This is a genomic window from Pseudomonas sp. FP453 (genome assembly GCF_030687495.1).
GTDB lineage: Bacteria > Pseudomonadota > Gammaproteobacteria > Pseudomonadales > Pseudomonadaceae > Aquipseudomonas.
In genome coordinates this window covers 2,136,426-2,156,504 of record NZ_CP117435.1, presented here as the reverse complement: position 1 = coordinate 2,156,504, position 20,079 = coordinate 2,136,426, and the positions used below count along the sequence as shown (strand labels likewise).

The window sequence follows — 20,079 nt, the reverse complement described above, 5'->3', positions numbered from 1 at the left end:
AATGCGAAACATTATCAATTATGACTGCTGTGCCAGGATGCCCATGTCGAGCGATCACCCACTGGACCCTGCCGCTATCGGCCAGCTGTACCTTGCCCACCATTCCTGGCTGCACGGCTGGTTGAACCGCCGCACCGGCTGCCGCGAGCATGCCGCCGACCTGGCGCAGGAGACGTTTGTGCGCTTGCTCAACGCGCGCAAGCAGCAGACCTTGCAGCAACCGCGCGCGTACCTGAGCAGCATCGCCCGCAGCCTGATGATCGACCAGTACCGGCGCCGCGAATTGGAACGCGCCTACCTCGAAAGCCTCGCGCATTTCCCACAGGCCGAGGTGCCGTCGGAAGAAACCCGGCGCCTGATCCTCGACAGCCTGGAGCGCATCGACCGCCTGCTCGACCAACTCAAGCCGCGCGTGCGCGAAGCCTTCCTGCTCGCCCAATTGGACGGCCTGACCTGTGCGCAAATCGCCCTGCGTCTCGGCGTGTCCAAGGCCACCGTGGAGCGCGACCTGGCCAAGGCGCTGCACGCCTGTTATCGGTTGCGCTATGAGGAATGCTGACCCGCGCCTGGTGGACCAGGCCATCCAGTGGATGATCAAGCTGCGCTTCAATGTCGCCGACGACGCCAGCACCGCCGCGTTTGAACGCTGGCTGCACAGCAGCGCCGAACACCAGCAGGTGTGGCAGCGCGTGGCGACCATGAATGACGATTTCAACCACCTGCCAGCCCAGCTCGGGCGCCGCACCCTCAGCGGCGCGCGGCAACGCATCAGCCGCCGTGAAAGCCTCAAGTTGCTGGGCCTGGTGGCCGGTGCGGCCGGGGTGACCTGGTTCGGCCGCGACTACACGCCGCTGCCCGCCCTGGTGGCCGACTACCGCACCGCCACCGGCGAACAACGACGGGTGACGCTGGACGACGGCAGCCAGGTCCAACTCAACAGTGCCACCGCAATCGATACCACCTTCAACGCAGAACGCCGCAAGGTGCAGTTGCGCCAAGGCGAAATCGTGGTGCAGCCCAGTGGCGACAGTCGTCCCTTCTGGGTCCTGACCCGCAACGCCGACCTGCGTGCCCAAGGCGCGCGCTTGCTGGTCCGTGAAGAAGCCCAAGGCACGTTGATCGCGGTGCAACAGGGCAGCGTGGCGGTGTTTGCCGACCGCCATGACGCCAGCGCCCGCCAAGTGATCCCGCCCGGCGCAGCGGTGCTGATCGACCGCCACGGCATCCGCCCGCCCATCGCCAACGGCCTCGACCCCTGGGCCTGGAGCGACGGCGTGATCAGCGCCCACTACATGCGCCTGGATGATTTCCTCAGCGAATTGGCGCGCTACCGCAACGGGCTGTTGCGTTGCAGCGAGGCAGTGGCCGGATTGCGGGTGTCGGGCACCTATCAGCTGAGCGATACCGATCAGGTGCTGACGCTGGTCGCGCAATCGCTGAACATCGATGTCACCTACCGCAGCCGTTATTGGGTGACCGTCACCCCCCGGGTGTAAACCGTTGAAAAATAAATGAGGTGAATTCGCATTGCCGTTCGACCTGTAAGGAAAGGCCGATCAACAGGCCGGTATTTTCCACTTCCTTCAGGAGCAGCCCACGGTCATGCAAGCGTTCCCCTCCCCCCGTTCCCCCCTCAAGCGCGCGGTCCAGGCCGCCCTGCTGGGCGCCTGCCTGAGCGGCGGTGCCCTGCCCCTGGCCGTGCTGGCCGAGACACCGGCCAGCGATACCCAGGCCCGCGACTGGCACATCGCCGCCGGCTCCCTCGCCAATGCCCTGGACCAGTTCGCCCGCCAGGCCGGCATCAGCCTGTCGTATGACGCCAACAGCGTCGCCGGCAAGACCAGCACCGGCCTGAATGGCCGCTTCGACCAAGAACAGGCCCTCGACCAGTTGTTGCGCGGCCAAGGCCTGCAAGCCCAGCGTCAAGGCAACAGCACCTGGTTGCTGCTGCCGCAGGTGGCGGACAGCGGCGCGCTGAACCTGGGCGCCACCACCATCACTGGCGACCGCCTGGGCGCCACTACCGAGGGCACCGGTTCCTACACCACCGGCGCGGTGACCATCGGCAAAGGCCAACACAGCCTGCGGGAAACGCCGCAATCGGTCAGCGTGATGACCCGCCAGTTGATGGACGACCAGAACGTCACCACCATCGACGACGTGATGGAACGCACGCCCGGCATCACCAGCTACGAGTCGCCCATGGGCGGCAAGTACTTCTATTCCCGTGGCTTCAAGATGCTCGGCCAGTACCAGTACGACGGCGTACCGCTGGACATGGGCAAGGACTACGCCCAGGCCGACAGTTTCAGCGCCAACATGGCGATTTATGACCGCGTGGAAGTGCTCAAGGGTGCGGCCGGCATGCTCAAGGGCGCCGGCACCGCCAGCGGCGCGGTGAACTTCGTGCGCAAGCGGCCCCAGGCCAAGCCCACCACCAGCCTGTCGCTGTCCGCCGGCACGTGGGACAACTACCGCGCCGACCTCGACACCGGCGGCCCGCTGAATGACAGCGGCACCGTGCGCGGCCGTGTGGCGATCAGCCAACAGGATCGCGGCTCGTACATGGACATCGCCAAGCGCAAGGACCAGGCATTCTATGGCGCGCTGGACGTCGACCTGAGCCCCGACACCACCCTGGGCATCGGCGCCAGCTACGAAGACGTCGATGCCACCCCGTGCTGGGGCGGCCTGCCGCGTTATGCCGACGGCAAGAGCGCCAACCTCAGCCGCTCCACGTGCCTGGGCCAATCCTGGAACGACTGGCAGAGCCGTCGCGCCACCTACTTCGTCGATCTCACCCAGCAACTCAACGACGATTGGAAACTCAAGGTCGCGGCCGTGCACAGCCGCAACCTGCAAGACACCAAGTACGCCGCCAGCGAAGGCACTATCCAATACGGCGACCCGGCGCCCACCGCCCTGTCCTACGCCGCGCTGATGGATTACGACCACCGCGACTACGGCCTCGACGCCTACCTGGACGGCAAGTTCGAAGCCTTCGGCCTGGAACACGAGCTGATCCTCGGCGCCAACGGCAGCCGTGGCACCCAGGACGATGTGTACGCGATCCAGAACCTGCCGACGCGCCAGGGCATCTACACGCCCAACCACCATTTGCCGGAGCCGGCCGACAACACCTTCTGGCCGAACATGTACCGTGGTAGCACGATCAAGGAAACCGCCACCCAGTACGGCGCCTACGCCACCTTGCGCCTGCGCCTGGCCGAACCGTTGATGTTCATCGTGGGCAGCCGCGTGAGCTGGTACGACAACCGTCGCCAGTCCTACAGCCTCGGCTGGGGCGAGTGGTCGTTGCAGGATGCGCATTCCCGGGAAACCGGCGAAGTCACGCCGTTCGCCGCGCTGATCTATGACCTCAACGAGCACCTGTCGGTGTACGCCAGCTACGCGGATATCTTCCAGCCGCAAAGCGCCTACGCCACCGCCGATGGCGCCGCGCTCAAGCCGAAGATCGGCGACAACTATGAGCTGGGTATCAAGGGCGAATGGTTCGACGGCCGCCTCAACAGTTCCCTGGCGCTGTTCCGCGCCATCGAGAAAAACGGCGCCGAAACCGACTACGCCAGCTTCTGTGCAACCTCCGCCGATGGCTATTGCTACACCGACACCGCCCGGGTGCGCGCCCAGGGCGTGGAGGCCGAAGTCAGCGGTGAAGTGCTCGAACGCCTGCAGGTGTCTGGCGGCTACACCTACACCCAGACCAAGTCCCTGAAGAACATCGACAGCGCCCTCGAAGGCGGCTCATCCAACACCTACGTGCCCAAGCATATGCTGCGGGTGTGGGGCGACTACCAGCTCGACGGCGCACTGTCGAAATGGAGCGTCGGTACCGGCGTCAACGCCCAGAGCAGCAACTACCGCATGCAGACCATCAAGCTGGAACAGGCCGGTTATGCGGTGTGGAACGCACGGCTGGCGTACCGCGTCGACGACACTTGGACCGTGGCGCTCAACGGCAACAATCTGTTCGACAAAAGCTACTACAACACTGTCGGTACAGCATCGTGGGGCAACTTTTATGGTGAACCGCGCAATTTCACGGTTAGTTTGAAAGGCAACTTCTGATCCCTCGAAAGTCCCGGTGGGCGGGCACTTAGCGTGCCTGTCCACTCCCTCTTTGTCCCCCTTTCCTACTTCCGATTGAAAAAGCTTTCCCCGTTCGGCAGGAAAATTCTCACATTTGTTCCTACACTCAAAATCACACCCCCAGACCGAGTGTTAAGACAAGGAATGTCAAGAAAATGCCGAACGACCTGCTACCCAAGCGCCCTAAACGGCACATCCGCACCACGGTCAACTTATTGACATGGCAGGTCAAGGAAACACTCCCTTAAGTCACCACCCCGCAAATCCCGTCAAATGACGCGCCGCATTTGACTTGGATAGTTGCGTATTACCCAGAGTAGCCGTAGTTCGACTGGCCACTAAGCAGCCTGCTGCCTTATTGACCAAACAGCCGAACAGAAAGTCTGGAGTGCAATGAGGGATGCTGTATGCGAAAGAAGTCGTCCGTTGACAGTTTGTTTTTAACACGTGCCGGTTTTGTTGAGTTTTTTGTTGTTTTCGTCAAATTCATTCATGGCCTGAGTGCCATCCTGCCCCCGCTCGTCCTGGTGTATTTCATTGACCCGGTGGCCCCCGAACTGCGCCCGCACTTCCTTGGGCTGCTGCTGTTTTTTGCGGTGCTCACCATCATTCTGTTCCAGGCCCTGGGCATCTACTCCGAAGAATTGTTCAGCAACCGCCTGCGCCTGAAAACCAAGGTCAAGGCCTGGTCCGCGGCGTTTTGCATCCTGCTGTTCATGTACCAGATCCTGCAATCCTTCCCACAGCTGACCCCACGCAACCTGGTCACCTGGTACTTCGCCAGCCTGGGGCTGTTCTGCCTTGAACGGCTGCTGATGCTGCGCCTGTACCGCAACCTGATGCGCAAGGGCAAATACCTGCAACGCACGGTGATCCTGGGCTTTACCGACACCGCCGTGCACGTCGCCGACCACCTGCAACGCAATGGCGATATCCGCTCGGGCCTGATCGGCTTTATCGACGACCGCACCGAACGTATCCCCAAGGAATTGAGCAACCTGCCGTTGCTGGGCAACTCCCGCGAGCTGGAAAAACTGATCCGCTCCGAGGAGGTCAACCAAGTGATGATCTGCTTGCCGTGGGCGGCCGAGCAGCGCATCCACGGGCTGGTCAATCGCCTGCGGCAGATGTCGGTGAACGTCATGCTGGTGCCGGACATGGCCGCCCTGCGCTACGGTCACAGCAAGATCACCGACGTCGGCGGCATCCTCATGTTCAACACCTCGCAATTGCCGCTGCGGGGCTGGTCGCCGGTGATCAAGCGCCTGGAAGACCTGTTGCTGGCCAGCCTGGCGCTGGTGTGCCTGTCGCCAGTGATGGTGGCGACGGCGATTGCGATCAAGCTCGACTCCAAGGGCCCGGTGCTGTTCCGCCAGAACCGCTACGGCTACAACGACAACGAAATCCGCGTGTTCAAGTTCCGCTCGATGTACACCGACCAGAGCGACTTCACCGCCGAACGCCAGACCACCCGCCAGGACCCGCGCATCACCCGCGTCGGGCGGATCATCCGCAAGACCAGCATCGACGAGCTGCCGCAGCTGTTCAACGTGCTGCTGGGCAACATGTCGATGGTCGGCCCGCGCCCCCATGCCACCGCCACCAAGGCCGCCGGCGTGCCGTTTGAAGTGGCAGTGAGTGAGTACAGCTCGCGCCACCGGGTCAAGCCGGGGATCACCGGTTGGGCGCAGATCAATGGCTTTCGGGGCGAAACCGACACCCTCTACAAGATCCAGAAACGCGTGGAATACGACCTGGAGTACATCTCCAAATGGTCGGTGTGGTTTGACCTGTACATCGTCTTCATGACGGTCCCCGCCGTCCTGTCCACCAAGGAGGTCTATTGATGAACACCCTCAACGGATTGATCCCCTGCATCGTCTCCGGGGGTTCGGGCACGCGGCTGTGGCCGGTGTCGCGACAGAACATGCCCAAGCCCTTCATGCGCATGCGCGACGGCCAGAGCCTGCTGCAAAAAACCTTCCAGCGCGCGGCCAAGTTGCCCGGCGTGGAAAGCGTGCTGACGGTGACCAACCGCGACCTGCTGTTTCGCACCCTGGATGACTACCGCAGCGTCAACAAGGCGCACTTGCCCCTTGACCTGCTGCTGGAGCCGTTCGGGCGCAACACGGCGGCGGCCATTGCGGTGGCGGCGCTGCATGTGCAGGAACACTTCGGCGATGCCGCACAACTGCTGGTGTTGCCGGCCGACCATCTGATCCTCAATGAAGTGGCGTTCGCCGCGGCCGTGACCCAGGCCCGCGACCTCGCCGAGGCCGGCTACCTGGTGACCTTCGGCATCCAGCCCGACCACCCGGAAACCGGCTTTGGCTACATCGAGCAAGGCGAAGCGCTGGGCAGCGGCTACCGGGTCAAGCGCTTCGTCGAAAAACCCGACCTGGCCACCGCCCAGGGCTACCTCGATGGCGGCAAGCACCTGTGGAATGCGGGCATGTTCTGCTTCAAGGCCAGCACCCTGGTGGACGAACTCGCCCGCCACGCGCCGGACGTGCTCACCGCCGCCAAAGCCGCGCTGGAACACAGCCAGAGCCTGCAAAACAAAACCTCGCGCCAGCGTGAACTGGATGCGGATGGCTTCGCCAGCGCGCCGGATATTTCCATCGACGTGGCCTTGATGGAGAAGTCCCGCAACGTCGCCGTAGTGCCCTGCGACATCGGCTGGAGCGATATCGGTTCGTGGGAAGCGCTGCGCCAGCTCACCCCCAGCGACGCCCATGGCAACCAGGTCAATGGCGAGGCGATCCTGCATGACGTGCACAACTGCTACATCGACTCGCCCAAGCGCGTCACCGGCGCCGTCGGCGTGCGCGACCTGATCATCGTCGACACCCCCGATGCGCTGCTGATCGCCGACGCCCATCGCAGCCAGGATGTGCGCTACATCGTCGCCGAGCTCAAGCGCCAGAACCATCCGGCGTACAGCCTGCACCGCACCGTCACCCGGCCGTGGGGCACCTACACCGTGCTGGAGGAAAGCAGCCGCTTCAAGATCAAGCGCATCGTGGTCAAGCCCCAGGCGTCGCTGTCGTTGCAGATGCATCACCATCGCAGCGAGCACTGGGTGGTGGTCAGCGGCGCGGCGCAGATTACCAATGGCGAGCGCGAGTTCCTGATCAACGCCAACGAGTCCACCTACATCCCGGCCGGGCACAAACACCGGCTGACCAACCCCGGCATCATCGACCTGGTGATGATCGAGGTGCAGAGCGGCGAGTACCTGGGCGAAGACGACATCGTGCGCTTCGACGACATCTACGGGCGCGCCCCGGCTGAAGTGAAAAAATGACATGCGCACCTCATTGATCATCCCGACCCGTAACGCTTCCAGCCACCTGGCGCGCCTGCTGCCGGCGCTGGCCATGCAAAGCCTGCAACCGGACGAAACCCTGGTGGTCGACAGCGCCTCCAGCGACGACAGCGTGGCGCGTTTCCGGGAGTTCGGCGCCCGGGTCGAGGTGATCGATGCCCGCGACTTCAACCACGGCGGCACCCGGCGCTGGGCCAGCGAGCAAGTGGGCGGCGAGGCCTTGATCGTGATGACCCAGGACGCCATCCCCGCCAGCCCCGAGACCTTTGCCAACCTGCTCGCCGAGTTGCAGCAAGACCCGCTCAACGGCGTCGCCTACGGCCGCCAATTGCCGCACCCCGGCGCCGGCGTACTGGGCGCACAGTCGCGGCACTTCAACTACCCGGCGCAGAGCCGCAGCAAGAGCCTGGCCGATGCGCCGGAGCTGGGGATCAAGACCTGCTTCAGCTCCGACTCGTTTTCCGTGTACCGGCGCAGCGCCCTGGACGCGGTGGGTGGTTTTCCCGCCGATGTGATCGGCAGCGAAGACGCCTACGTCGCCGCGCGCCTGCTGCTCGACGGCTACAAGGTGCGCTATGCCGCCAGCGCGCAGGTGTATCACTCCCACGATTACACGCTCATGGATGAGTTTCACCGCTACTTCGACATTGGCGTGTTCTACGGCCGCGAGCCGTGGATCCGTGAAGCGTTCGGCGATGCCGGCGGTGAAGGTAAACGCTATGTACTGGCTGAGCTGGCGGCACTGCGCGCAGCCGGTGCGTTGCACCGCGTCCCCGAAGTCCTGGTGCGCAGCGCGTTCAAGTTGCTCGGCTACCGGCTGGGGCATCAGGAACGCCGCCTCCCCCTCGCCCTCAAGCGGCGCATCAGCATGTTTCCCGGTTATTGGAGGTGAGCAGCATGACCCACAGGAAGTCCCCCATGATGAAACGCACCGTGCTCGTCCTGGCCATGCTGGCCCTGGCCGCCTGCAATACCCCCGCGCGCATCGTCGCGCCGGACGGCAAGACTGTAGAGGACGGCAAGCGCGCCCTCGAACAGTTGGCGCAATTGCCGCCCGCCGTGGAACGCATCCGCGTCGGCGACCAGTTGCGCATCGTCCGCGATGCCGGCGAGATGCCGACGCTGTCGGCGTTCAACGTCAGCACCATCTATGAGCTGACGCTGTACACGGTGCAGACCGACGGCAAGATCAACTACCCGTTCCTCGGGCCGATCCAGGTGGCCGGGCGCCAGCCTTCGGAACTCGCCACCGAACTGACCGGCAAGCTCGCGCAGACCTACCGCGAGCCACGGGTGACGGTGAATATCAACCAGGCGCCGGGCAACTCGGTGATCGTCGGCGGCGCGGTGAACAACCCGACGGCGGTGCAGATCGCCACGGCCAACACCTTGGAACAGGCGATTCTCGGCGCCGGCGGGGTCAGCCCGGCGGGCAACGCGAGCATGGTCGCCCTGCTGCGCGAAGACGCCCAGGGCGCCTACCGCGCCTACTTCCTCGACTTCAGCCAGTTGCTCAAGACCGGCCCCAACGGGCGCAAACCGGTGCACCTGCAGCGCGGTGACGTGGTGTTCGTGCCCAAATCCAACGTGGGCGAGCGCATCCAGGGGGTGGATACCTACATGAACCAACTGATTCCGTTCACCAAGTCCATTGGGGTTGGCTACAACTACACGCGAACCAGCGGCGGCAATAACTAAAGGAGCGACATCCCATGATCGAGATCCGTTCTTTTCGTGATCTTCTGCGCCTGTTCTTCATCTTTCGCCGTGAGTTCAAACTGGCGGCGATTGCCGCGCTGGTGATCATCCTGCTCGGCGCGTTCCTGCTGCCGGCCAAGTACGAATCCACCGCGCGCCTGCTGGTCAAGCCGGGGCGCGATTCGACCTTGCCGATCGAGATCAGCAACCGCCAGGCGCTGGTCATGCCCAGCACCCAGCGCGACCCGATTGTCGATGAAGAACGCCTGCTCACCGGGCGCCCCATCGTGCGGGCGGTGGCCGAGCACTACCTGGAAGTCATCGAAAACGCACCGCCGCCCGAAGGGTTCTGGAAGCGCACCAAGCACTACGTCAAGGAAGGCATCGGCGCGATTTTCGGCGGCGTGCGCGTAGTGCTGGAAACCGTTGGTATCGTCGAGAAAACCACCCCGGTGGAGCGCCTCGCCGCCTCCCTGGAAAAGAGCTTTGAAGTGAGCCACGCCGCCGGTTCCACGGTGATGGACATCAGCTTCACCTGGGGCGACCCGGAAATCGCCCAGGCGGTGGTCAAGGATTGGGTCGAGACCTATATCAACGAACGCACCCAGGCCCTGGGGCGCAAGAGCCTCTACGTGTTTTACGAAGGCCAGGTGGCCACCAGCGCCACCGAGATCCAGAGCTACAAGCAACAGATCCTCAAGCACCTCAACGAGATCGGCGCGGCGAGCATCACCGACCGCCTCGAAGACTTGTCCGAGCGCATCAACGTGCTGCGCGGCGAAACCTTCAACACCCAGCGCCTGATTGCTTCCTCCGACAGCGCCATTGCCAGCACGCGCACCCAGCTCAAGACCCAGCCCAAGGAAGTCACCACAGTGCGCCAGATCGCACTGAACCCGCAGCAACAGGACTTGCGTCGCCTGCTCAACCAGAAGCTGCTGGAAAAAGCCGACATGATGCGCACCTACACCGACAACGCGCCGCCGGTGAAGGCCCTCGACGCGTCGATCCGTGCGATGCGCGCCGAGGTTTCCAGCGAAAGCAACACCGTGCAGGCCTCGGAAAACCGTGCGCCGAACACCCTGGAAATCCACTTGCAGCGCGTGCTGCTGGATGAGACCAGCAATAACCAGGCGCTGCGCACGCAGTTGGTGCAACAGCAGAAACAACTGCTCAACCTCGAAGACCAGCGCAAGCAAGCCCTGGAGATCGAACCGGAACTGGCGCGCCTGGCCCGCGAGTTGAACACCACCGAGCGCAACTACGCGCTGTACGTGGACAACCTGGAAAAATCGCGCATCGACCGCGAACTGGACAACAGCCAGATCAGCAACATCGCCGTGATCGAAGAAGCCACCCTGAACCCTGGGCGTATCTTCCCGAAAACCCTGGTGATGCTGTTCCTGGCGATCCCGTTTGCCATCGTCGTCGGCTTGCTGGTGATCTACCTGTGCTACCTGCTGGACCAGCGTATTCACGACGGTGGCCTGGTGGAGCGCAAGTTCGGCCTGCGCCTGTGGACCACCCTGCCGGAGCTGGACACCAGCACCGTGCAAAGTACCAACGCGTTCCACGCCAGTATCTACCGGCTGTACAGCCAGCTCAAACCCGACCGCATTGCGCAGGACGGCCTGACCCTGGGCCTGACGTCGGCGCGCCACGGCGAAGGCGTGACCTTTGTCGTCGAGCAGCTGCGCCATCTGCTGCTGGAAAACGGCGTCAACGTGCGCGTCGGCGGCCTCGTCCCGGCGGAACCTGGCGAAGTGGTGCTGCTGGATGCCTCGGGCCTGCTGGACAACCGCGACGCCTTTGTCACCCTGCGCCGCGCCGACCTGATTGCGCTGGTGGTGGAAGCGCATAAAAGCACGGTGCCGGTGGTGGAACATGCGCTGTCGATCCTCAACACCGCGTTCGGCAAAGTCGACGGCATCATCATCAACCGGCGCAAATTCGAAGTGCCGGCCAAGGTGTTGCGCACCATCGCCAAATACCGGGGGGCGTTCTGATGCGCATCGCCCTGCTCGCTCCCTTGCCGCCGGAAAAGAACGGCATCGCCGACTACGCGAACCATTTCAAGACGGCATTGGAGCAACTGGGCGTGACGGTGGCGACACCGTTGACCGGCGTGGACGGCAACAGCGCAGCGATCCAGCAGGCCATCGCCCGGTTCGACTGGCAGGGTGTGGACCTGGTCCACGCCGAGCTGGGCGGCGGGCGCCTCGGCGAATTCCTCGCCCTGCGCGAATTGCGCAAGGCCCATCCTGGCCTGGCGTTGACCGCCACCGTGCATGACCCGGAGCGCATGGTCTGGCGCCGCGAACACCTGCCCTTCCCGCTGAACCTGTTGGCGCGTTTGCCCAGCCCGTTGCCGCAAGCGGCGGTGGTGCTGGCCGACCCGCTGACCCTGCGCGAAGAACGCCATGTCGCCCAGGGCCTGACACGGCTGATCACCCTCACCCGCCTCGGCGCCGACTGCCTGAGCCAGCGCATGCAACTGCCGGCCGGCAAGGTCGCGGTGATCAACCACGCCAACCTGGCCATCGCGCCCGCGCCGTTGCCGGCGCTGGACACCCTGCACCTGCTGTATTTCGGTTTTATCTACCGGGGCAAAGGCATTGAAGACCTGCTGCAAGCCCTGGCCGATGTGTTCAAGCAAGCCCCCGAATTGCGTGACCGCGTGCGCCTGACCCTGGCCGGTGGCACCGCCGCCGAAATGGCGTTTGGCGCGGGCGGCAATTACCTGGAACAGCTGAACAGCCAGATCGCCGCACTCGGCCTGACCGATTCCATCGACTGGCGGCTGAACCTGCCGGCCAGCGAGATTGCCCAGACGATCCAGGCCCACCATGTGATGGTGTTGCCTTATCGCGAATCAAAAAAACTCGGCCTGCTCGGCCGCCAGCGCGGCACCAGCGGCGCACTGTCCTGGGCCGCCGCGTGCGGGCGCGGGGCGATCACCTCGGATGCGCGGGCGTTTGCCGAAGAAGTCGCCAGCGGCAACGGCGCGATCTATCCCCAAGGCGATGTGGCAGCGCTGGCGGCGCAACTGCTGCGCCTGGCGCGCACGCCGGCGCTGGCGCGGGACTGGGCCGAACGCGCCGGGGAAATCGGCCGCGAACGCCTGTGGCCGTTGACCGCGCAAAAATTCAAGCAGCTCTTTGAACAGGCGATTGCAGGAGCTCCTTATGGCGCGTAAACGCACCTTCCTGGCGACCCTTGTCGTGGTCGCGGCCCTGGGCCTCACCGCCTTTATGTGGGGACGCCAGGCCGACGCCGAGAACCATGTGCTCAAAGGCAACAAGGTCGTGGTGTGGAAGGATTTCCTCGGGGTGAACGCGCAGTTCCTGTGGTTCGCCCCCGCGCGTTACCAATTGCAGATCGACCGCCTCAAGGCCCTGGGCCTGCAATGGGTGCGCCTGGATCTGCACTGGGACCAGTTGGAGCCGGTGGAGAACCAGTACCAGATCGCGACCCTCGACCAGTTGGTCGGCAAGTTGCAAGACAATCAGCTCAAATCGGTGTTCTACCTGGTGGGCTCGGCGCCGTTCGCCACCACCGCGCCGGTGGGTGCGCCGTATCAGGACCAGTACCCGCCGAAAGACCCGAATGTGTTCGCCACGCGCATGGCGCTGCTGTCCCAGCGTTACCCCAGCGTCGATGCCTGGCAGGTGTGGAACGAGCCCAACCTGCTCGGCTTCTGGCGCCCGGTGGCCGATCCTGCGGGCTTTGCCGCGCTATTGACCGCCACGGCAGGCGCCTTGCGCGGGGTCAACCCGAGCAAGCCGGTGGTTGCCGCCGGCATGGCGTTCTTCAGCGAAATGCCCAACGGCCAGACCATGTTCGACGCCCTCGGCGCCCTTGGCGTGGCCAGCCTCAATACGGTGATTTCCTACCACCCTTACACCCAACTGCCGGAAGGCAACGACCCGGCCAACCTGGATTTCATCGCCAAGACCAGCGCACTCAACAGCGCCCTGCGCAACGGCGGCGTGCAGACCCTGTGGAGCACCGAATGGGGCTGGTCCACCTACCCCGGCCCCAAGGACGCGCAAGACCTCATCACCCAACAAGGCCAGGCCGACTACGTGCTGCGGCGCCTGGCGCTGATGAGCGCGATGGATTTCGACAGGATCTTCCTGTTCACCCTCAGCGATCTCGACCAGCGCGCCAGCGTGCGTGACCAGTATTACGGTCTGCTGGATATCGACGCCAACCCCAAGCCGGTGTACACCGCGCTGAAAAACTTTCTCGACATCAGCGGACCGAGCCTGAGCCCCGGCGACCCGCCGCTCGCCGACCAATTGCCCGATGGCCTGTTCAGCATCGGCTGGACCCGCGCCGACGGCCACAAGCTGTGGTTCTTCTGGTCGGCGGCGGGCGGCAACGCGCACTTGCCAGGCCTGGCCAACGCCACCCTGTACGACCCGCTGCTCGGCACGCAAACCCCGCTGACCGGCACCAGCGGCCTGACCGTGACGGTCAAGCCGACCCTGCAAATTCTGTTATGGGATTGACGCGGCCATGCGCATTTTATGGATCCTGCCCTACTCACCCTGGCCCGCCACCAGCGGCGGCAAGACGCGCCAGTTTCACCTGCTGCGCAGCCTCGCGGCGCGCGGGCATCAGATCACCTTGCTGCTGCATGACAAGCACCCGGTAACGCCGGCCGACCGCCAGGTGCTGGAAGCGTTTCTCGAACAATTGATCGTGCTGCCGCGCCGCCCGCTGCGCAGCGTCACAACGTTGCTGGCCGGGCTGTTCGCACCGTACCCGCTGCTGGCCAGCGTGAATGGCCTGTCGGGGGAACTGCAGGACACGTTCGAGTGGCTGTTGGGTGAACAATGGGACGTGGTGCAGATCGAGCACAGCTACACCTTCCAGCCTTACGAAGATGCGCTGGCGCGTAACGCCCAGCCGTTCGTGCTGACCGAGCACAACGTCGAGTCGGCCCTCGGCGCCGCCACCTATGACCGTTTGCCGCGCTGGGCGCTGCCGTTCATTCGCTACGATCAATGGCGCTACGCACGCTGGGAACGCCGCGTGATGCGCCAGGCCACGCAGGTGGTGGCGGTGACCGAAAGCGACGCCGAAGTGCTGGAAAAGATCGCCGGCAAACGGGTGCCGGTGGTGGTCAACGGCGTGGACTGCGATCACTTCGCCAAAGCCCGTCCCGATCCGGTGAGCCGTCGCGTGCTGTTCCTCGGCAACTACGAATACGCGCCGAATGTGGACGCCATCGAGTGGGCCCTGGATGAAATCCTGCCCAAGGTCTGGGCGCGCTGCCCCGATGCGCGCATGAGTGTGTGCGGCTTCGGCATGCCCGCCAGTTGGCGCACGCGCTGGCCGGACCCGCGCATCGAATGGCAGGGCTTTGTGCCCGATCTGCTGGCACTGCAATCGAGCAGTGCGGTGTTCCTCGCCCCGTTGCGCCATGGGCGGCGGCTCCAAGCTCAAGGTCCTCGAAGCCCTGGCCGCCGGCCTGCCGCTGGCCAGCACCGCGCAAGGCGTGTCGGGCCTGGACCTGGTGGCCGGCCTGGACTACCTCGGCGGCCAATCCGCCAGCGCCCTGGCCGATGCCGTGGTGCGCCTGCTGCAATTTCCCGAAGCCGCCGCGCCCATGGGCGAAGCCGGCCGCGCGTATGTGCGCCGCGCCCATGACTGGAGCGTCGCCGCCAGCCAGTTGGAGCAGGTGTACGCCAGCCTCGCGCCGCTCAAACACAAGGAGCCCGCATGCGTGTAGGCCTGGATTACCGCACCGTCGGCACCTCGCCGCAATCGGGGATCAGCCGCCAGGTGTACGCCCTGGAAAGCGCCCTGCGCACGTTGCCGGACATTGAGCTGGAGCGTTTCACCGTGGCGCCCCTGGGCGATGAAACCCGTTTGCAGGCGCATTGCCCAAGCTGGGGCTGTGCCAAGACCGCGATGCACCAACCGCAGAATCGCCTGCGTTTCGAGGCCGGTTTTCTGCCCCGTGCGCTGCGCGAGCAGCACATTGACCTGTACATCAGCACGTTCAACATGGGCCTGCCGCTGCCGCCCAAACCCAAGGGCTTGCGCAGCGTGGTGCTGTTGCACGACCTGTTCCAGATCACCCTGGACAACTACCACGCCAACCGCCTGAAGGCGCTGATCTACAAGACCAGCGATCGCCTGTCGATTGCCTATGCGGTGCGCAGCGCCGACCGCGTGTGGACGCCGTCGCAATACAGCGCCGATGAAACAGCGCGGCTGTTTCCCGGCGCCAAGGACAAGATCCGCGTGCTGCCCAATCAGGTCGATGGCTTTGCCGGGCTGCCCGCCGACCTCAGCGCACGCCAGTTGCCCGAGGGTTACTGGCTGCTGGTGGGCACCCGCGAATTGCGCAAGAACGTGCCATTCCTGGTGGACGCCTGGCAGCAGGCGCGGCGCCAATCCGCCGAGGTGCCGGAGCTGGTGCTGGTGGGCAGCCTCGACCATCTGCCCGAAGCCCAGCGCAGGCTGCCGGGGATTCGCGCCTTGAGCGGTGTGTCGGATGCCGAACTGCACGCGCTGTACCGCCAGGCCTCGCGCTTGTGGCAACCCTCGTACGCCGAAGGTTTCGGCCTGCCGGTGATCGAGGCCCTGAGCGTCGGCACGCCGGTGGCGGTGGCCAGCGGCACCTCGCTGGATGAAATCACCCCGCCGACCGCACCGCGCTTTTCGCCCACCGATGGCCCGGCGCTGGTGCAGTTGATGCTGGACCTGGCGCAACGCCCCGTCGAAGATTCGCCGGAGCAACGCCGCCTGTGGGCTGAGCGCTACAACCCTGGCGCCTATCGCCGCCGCCTGGCCGACCTGATCGAGGAGCTCAAGTGAGACTAAACCTGGCAAACCTCGTCCCCATCCTCTTCGGCGTGCTGTTCGGTGCGCTGGCCTTGTTGCTGTCACCGGCCAAGGCGTTTGTCGCCGTGATTGGCCTGGCGGGCGCGCTGACCATCCTGCGCTTTCCGTTGTGGGGCCTGCTGCTGTTTGCCCTGGTGGCGACGTTCATGCCGTACTCCACGGTGAACCTGGGCATCCGCACCACCGTCAGCGAAGCGATCCTCGCGCTGACCTGGGGCGCCGTGGTGTGGCAACGTTTTTTGTCGCGCGTGCCCGAATCGCCGCGCTTCACCCAGCGCCCCACCGACCAAATGTTGATGTGGCTGATGCTGTTCAGCGTGTTCCCGTTTATCGTCGGCCAGGTCATCACCCACGCCGAGAGCAGCGGCCTGGCCAACTGGCTGCGCTGGTTGCTGAACCTGTCGGGGGTGTTCCTCGCGGCCAAGTTGCTGGTGGAGCGCAAGCACCGTGAAGCGCTGGTGATCGCCCTGTTGCTGGGCACCCTGGCGATGCTGGTGCTGTCGATCGCGGTGTTTGTGCGCACCCGCTCGGGGGCCGGGATTGCGCCGATCCTGGGGCTGTTCAACTACGCCAACTTCGACACGCTCAAGTTCGGCCTGGAAGCCATGTCCTCGCGCATGGGCTCACCCTGGACCCACCCGAATGCCATCGGCGGGATCATGGCGCTGCTGCTGCCGTTGGCGTTCTGCTACGGCATGACCGAGCAAGGCTGGAAGCGTGGCCTCGGCCTCGGCGTGGCGTGCCTGGGCGCGGCGGCGCTGCTGTTGGCCAGTAGCCGTGGCGCGATGGTCAGCCTGGCGCTGGTGCTGCTGTGGATGGCCACGCGTCGCGTGCCGTACACCGGGCGCTTGCTGATGATCGGCGCGGCGCTGACCGTGGCACTGGTGATCGCGTATCCGCCGTTGCAGGACCGGTTGGCGACAATCTTTTCGTCGAGCAACGCCAGTACCGAAGTGCGTTTCGACGAATACCGCATGTTCCCGCAGGCCGTGGCGGCGTATCCGCTGGGCATTGGCTTCAAGGTCGATCCACCGGTGCCGGGCACGCACTTGCTGGGGATCTCCAACCTGTGGCTGAACTACATCTACAAGATCGGCATTCTCGGCATGCTGCTGTTTGTCGCGGTGACCGTGCGCTGGTGGCGTGAGGCGCGGCCGGAAAAAGGCCCGATCCGCCTGACCAAGGACAACGCCCTGTGGCTGGGGACCACGGCGGGCATTCTGGCGGCGTTGGTCAGTGGCTTGTTTGACCACTACTTCAGCTTTGCCGTGGTGATGGTGGCGCTGTTCTGGCTGATGGTGGGGATCAATGTGCTGGAGGCACGCCGGTTGTTTCCGGCACGGTTGCCGCAGGTCAAACACGTCGCGGCGCCTGAGCCGTTGCTTGATGGCGTGCACCCCTGATGCTCGGCTCTGCCGTCTGGCTCACTGTGGCGACCTTGCTCGGCTTGTGCCTGGGCTTTGCCCGCGAATGGTTGCTGGTGACGGCCTGGGGCGCGGGCGAGCGCAGTGATGCGTTCCTGATCGCGCTGTTTTTGCCCGAAGCCTTGCGCATGTCCCTGGCCGGCGGCGTGCTCAGCGCCGCCGCGCTGCCGCTGTACCTGCAACGCCAGGACGGCGAGCGCCTGAGTTGGCTGGCGGTGTTGTTTCCGGCGTTGCTGCTGATCGCGCTGGTGACCAGCCTGTTGCTGACGCTGCTGGCGCCGTGGCTGGTGCAACTGCTCGGCCCCGGGTTGGCGGCAAGTGCCACGGCGTTGGCGGGCAGCAATCTGCAGATCGTCGCGTGGTGCGTGCCGGGCCTGATGCTGCATGCGCTGTTCAGTATTCCGTTGCAGGCCAGCGAGCGGTTTGTGCTGGCGGGGTTGGGCTCGTTGCTGTTCAACCTGCCGCCGGTGACCTACCTCGCCCTCGCCGGCACCGCCACGCAACCGCACACGCTGGCCCTGGCCTGCCTCGCCGGCAGCCTGTTGATGCCGCTGGCGCTGCTGCCGTCGGTCTGGCGCCAGGGCTGGCGGCCGTGGCGTTGGCAGCTGTCGCTGGCGCCACTGCGCGAGCTGGGCCAACGCATCGGCCCGCTACTGTTGAGCAACGGCGCCAGCCAGGGCTTGGCGCTGATCGAGCGGCTGGTGGCGTCGCTGCTGGGGGAAGGCGCGGTGACGTGGGTCAACCTCGCGCGCAAGCTGATGAACCTGCCGCTGATTGCGCTGATGAGCCTTAACCAGGTGCTGCTGGGCATGATGAGCCGGCGCCAGGGAGACGAGCGCCTGGCCCTGCTCAAGCGCGGCCTGGAAACCGCGAGTGTGCTGACCCTGCCCGCCGGTGTCGGGCTGGTGGCGGCGGCCCCGAGTCTGGTGGCGCTGCTGTTGCCCAGGCAATCGGCGGATTCGCCGCTGCCGCTGCTGCTGGCGTGGTTCGCCGTGCCGCTGGTGTTCGGCGCCTGGAACGCATTGCTGGCGCGCTATGCCTACGCCGCGGGGGACACACGCCAACCCTTGCGCTGCGAATTGCTCGGCAGCCTGGTCAACGTACTGTTGCTCGGCGCGCTGCCGTTTATCTTTGGCCTCGCCGGTATTCCGCTGGCGGCGCTGGCCGGTGTGCTGTGCACCGCGCTGCTGCTGATGCAGCGCCAGTCCTTGCTCGCCGCCCTGCCCTGGGCGCGGCAATGGCTGCTGAGCACACTGTTGCTGGGCCTGGCGGCGTTGCTGCTGTTTCGGATTGACGGCGTGTGGCTGCAACTGGGGCTGAGCACCCTGGCCGGCGCCGTGGTGTTGCTGGGCATGGGGCTGTGGCTCAAGCCATGGCGCAAGGCATAAAGGAGGAAGGTCGAGTGAAACATCGCTGGATTCAAATGGATATCGCCAAAGGCATCGGCATCCTGGTGATCGTGTATGCCCACAGCTGGTTTGTGGCCACGTCCCTGGACCTGATGTACCCGATCCTCGCGTCGTTCATTCTGCCGTTGTTCTTCTTTTTGTCGGGCGTGCTGTTCAAGCCGGAACAGCCCTTTGGCGAGATGGCCGTGCGCAAGGCCGACGGCCTGCTCAAGCCGTTTTTCTTCACCATGCTGGTCTACGTGATCGTGCGCGATGTGCTGCGCGGGCAGCCGCTGCTGCCGGACATCGGCGGCGTGCTGTATGCCTCGGTGGACACCATCCCGTGGCAGGCGCTGTGGTTTCTGCCGCATTTCTGGGTGGCGATCCTGTTCAGCTGGTGCGTGCTGCGCCTGATCCAACGCCTGCCGCTGGCGCTGAGTTGTGGGCTGACCGCACTGATTCTGGTGGTGGGCACCTGGATCCTGCCGTGGTTCTGGCAACTGCCGGTGACCGTCGGCGAACGCACCTGGGTCCTGCCCGGTTTGCCCTTCAGCCTGGACGTCACGCTGATCAGCAGCGCGTTTTTCATCCTCGGCTACCTGCTGCGGGACTGGCTGCGCCGGCATGAGGGTTCACTGCTGACGCTGGTGATCTCGGCGGCGCTGTTTGCGGCGGTGTTTCTCTGGCGGGGCGACACCATGGACCTGGCGCAACGGCGCTATGACCACTGGTTGTGGACCAGCCTGCTGGCGGTGATTGGCGTGTACCTGTGCTGGGCCTTGGCGCGGGTGCTGATGGTCTCGGCGCTGCTGACGCGGGCGATGACCTACATTGGCCAGTCCACGTTGATCCTGTTGATCTTCCATGGCGAGATCCAGCACAAGACCTTCGACCTGATGGCGCGCCTGGGGCTGCCTCCGTTAATGGCGGCGTGCGTTGGCTTGGTGGTGGCGGTGGTGGCGCCGTTGCTGATTGGGGAAGTGATCAAGCGGGTGGCGTTCTTGCGTTTTTTCTACTTTCCGTTTCCGGTGCGCAAGAAAACGGAGACCCCGACTCCAGCACGCAACTGAACCCAAATGTGGGAGCGGGCTTGCCCGCGATGGCGATGTGTCAGTTAGTAAAAGGCTGACTGATACACCGCTATCGCAGGCAAGCCAGCTCCCACAGGAGGGTGGCGGTGTGGCCAGATTCTCAGTCTGGCGCAAATCCAGATGTGGGAGCTGGCTTGCCTGCTCCCACATAAGCTCACTCTGACTTGGGGTTAGGCGCT

Annotated in this window: 14 protein-coding genes and 1 pseudogene; all 15 read left to right on the top strand. The window is 64.7% G+C overall.

Features of this window, described 5'->3' with window-relative positions; translation table 11 throughout:
* Positions 1 to 43 precede the first annotated feature (43 nt).
* The 15 genes and pseudogenes from PSH87_RS09905 to PSH87_RS09835 all read left to right on the top strand — a co-directional run bounded on the left by PSH87_RS09905 (position 44) and on the right by PSH87_RS09835 (position 19,879).
* Positions 44 to 559 (top strand): sigma-70 family RNA polymerase sigma factor, encoded by a 516-nt coding sequence (locus PSH87_RS09905; protein WP_017736428.1) that lies wholly within the window; start codon positions 44 to 46, stop codon positions 557 to 559.
* On the top strand, positions 546 to 1,496 hold the full coding sequence (locus PSH87_RS09900; protein ID WP_305433349.1) for a FecR domain-containing protein: 951 nt from the start codon (positions 546 to 548) through the stop codon (positions 1,494 to 1,496). The genes PSH87_RS09905 and PSH87_RS09900 overlap by 14 nt, the downstream gene beginning before the upstream one ends.
* A gap of 106 nt (positions 1,497 to 1,602) precedes the next feature.
* Positions 1,603 to 4,089, top strand: coding sequence for a TonB-dependent receptor (locus PSH87_RS09895; protein ID WP_305433347.1), 2,487 nt, complete (start codon positions 1,603 to 1,605; stop codon positions 4,087 to 4,089).
* A 428-nt stretch (positions 4,090 to 4,517) separates the two neighbouring features.
* Positions 4,518 to 5,957, top strand: a complete 1,440-nt coding sequence (locus tag PSH87_RS09890; protein ID WP_305433346.1) for an undecaprenyl-phosphate glucose phosphotransferase — start codon at positions 4,518 to 4,520, stop codon at positions 5,955 to 5,957.
* Complete coding sequence (locus PSH87_RS09885; RefSeq protein ID WP_305433344.1) at positions 5,957 to 7,417, top strand: mannose-1-phosphate guanylyltransferase/mannose-6-phosphate isomerase; 1,461 nt, start codon at positions 5,957 to 5,959, stop codon at positions 7,415 to 7,417. Before PSH87_RS09890 ends, PSH87_RS09885 begins: the two co-directional genes overlap by 1 nt.
* A gap of 1 nt (position 7,418) precedes the next feature.
* Complete coding sequence (locus PSH87_RS09880) at positions 7,419 to 8,330, top strand: glycosyltransferase family 2 protein (protein ID WP_305433343.1); 912 nt, start codon at positions 7,419 to 7,421, stop codon at positions 8,328 to 8,330.
* A gap of 29 nt (positions 8,331 to 8,359) precedes the next feature.
* Positions 8,360 to 9,136, top strand: a complete 777-nt coding sequence (locus PSH87_RS09875) for a polysaccharide biosynthesis/export family protein (RefSeq protein WP_017736422.1) — start codon at positions 8,360 to 8,362, stop codon at positions 9,134 to 9,136.
* A gap of 14 nt (positions 9,137 to 9,150) precedes the next feature.
* Positions 9,151 to 11,142, top strand: coding sequence for an exopolysaccharide transport family protein (locus PSH87_RS09870; RefSeq protein ID WP_305433342.1), 1,992 nt, complete (start codon positions 9,151 to 9,153; stop codon positions 11,140 to 11,142).
* Positions 11,142 to 12,332, top strand: coding sequence for a glycosyltransferase (locus tag PSH87_RS09865; RefSeq protein ID WP_305433340.1), 1,191 nt, complete (start codon positions 11,142 to 11,144; stop codon positions 12,330 to 12,332). The genes PSH87_RS09870 and PSH87_RS09865 overlap by 1 nt, the downstream gene beginning before the upstream one ends.
* A complete protein-coding gene (locus tag PSH87_RS09860; RefSeq protein WP_305433339.1) occupies positions 12,322 to 13,650 on the top strand; it encodes a cellulase family glycosylhydrolase in 1,329 nt (442 codons plus the stop codon). Before PSH87_RS09865 ends, PSH87_RS09860 begins: the two co-directional genes overlap by 11 nt.
* A 7-nt stretch (positions 13,651 to 13,657) precedes the next feature.
* Positions 13,658 to 14,876: pseudogene (locus PSH87_RS09855) on the top strand (glycosyltransferase family 4 protein).
* Positions 14,867 to 15,970: a glycosyltransferase family 1 protein gene (locus tag PSH87_RS09850; RefSeq protein ID WP_305433337.1), complete on the top strand. Its 1,104-nt coding sequence runs from the start codon at positions 14,867 to 14,869 to the stop codon at positions 15,968 to 15,970. Before PSH87_RS09855 ends, PSH87_RS09850 begins: the two are co-directional and overlap by 10 nt.
* Positions 15,967 to 17,400: an O-antigen ligase gene (locus PSH87_RS09845; protein WP_305433335.1), complete on the top strand. Its 1,434-nt coding sequence runs from the start codon at positions 15,967 to 15,969 to the stop codon at positions 17,398 to 17,400. Before PSH87_RS09850 ends, PSH87_RS09845 begins: the two co-directional genes overlap by 4 nt.
* Complete coding sequence (locus tag PSH87_RS09840; protein WP_305433334.1) at positions 17,400 to 18,809, top strand: lipid II flippase MurJ; 1,410 nt, start codon at positions 17,400 to 17,402, stop codon at positions 18,807 to 18,809. Before PSH87_RS09845 ends, PSH87_RS09840 begins: the two co-directional genes overlap by 1 nt.
* A 14-nt stretch (positions 18,810 to 18,823) precedes the next feature.
* The gene (locus PSH87_RS09835) at positions 18,824 to 19,879 is read left to right on the top strand and encodes an acyltransferase family protein (RefSeq protein ID WP_370695300.1); all 1,056 of its coding nucleotides are present in this window, start codon (positions 18,824 to 18,826) and stop codon (positions 19,877 to 19,879) included.
* Positions 19,880 to 20,079 lie beyond the last annotated feature (200 nt).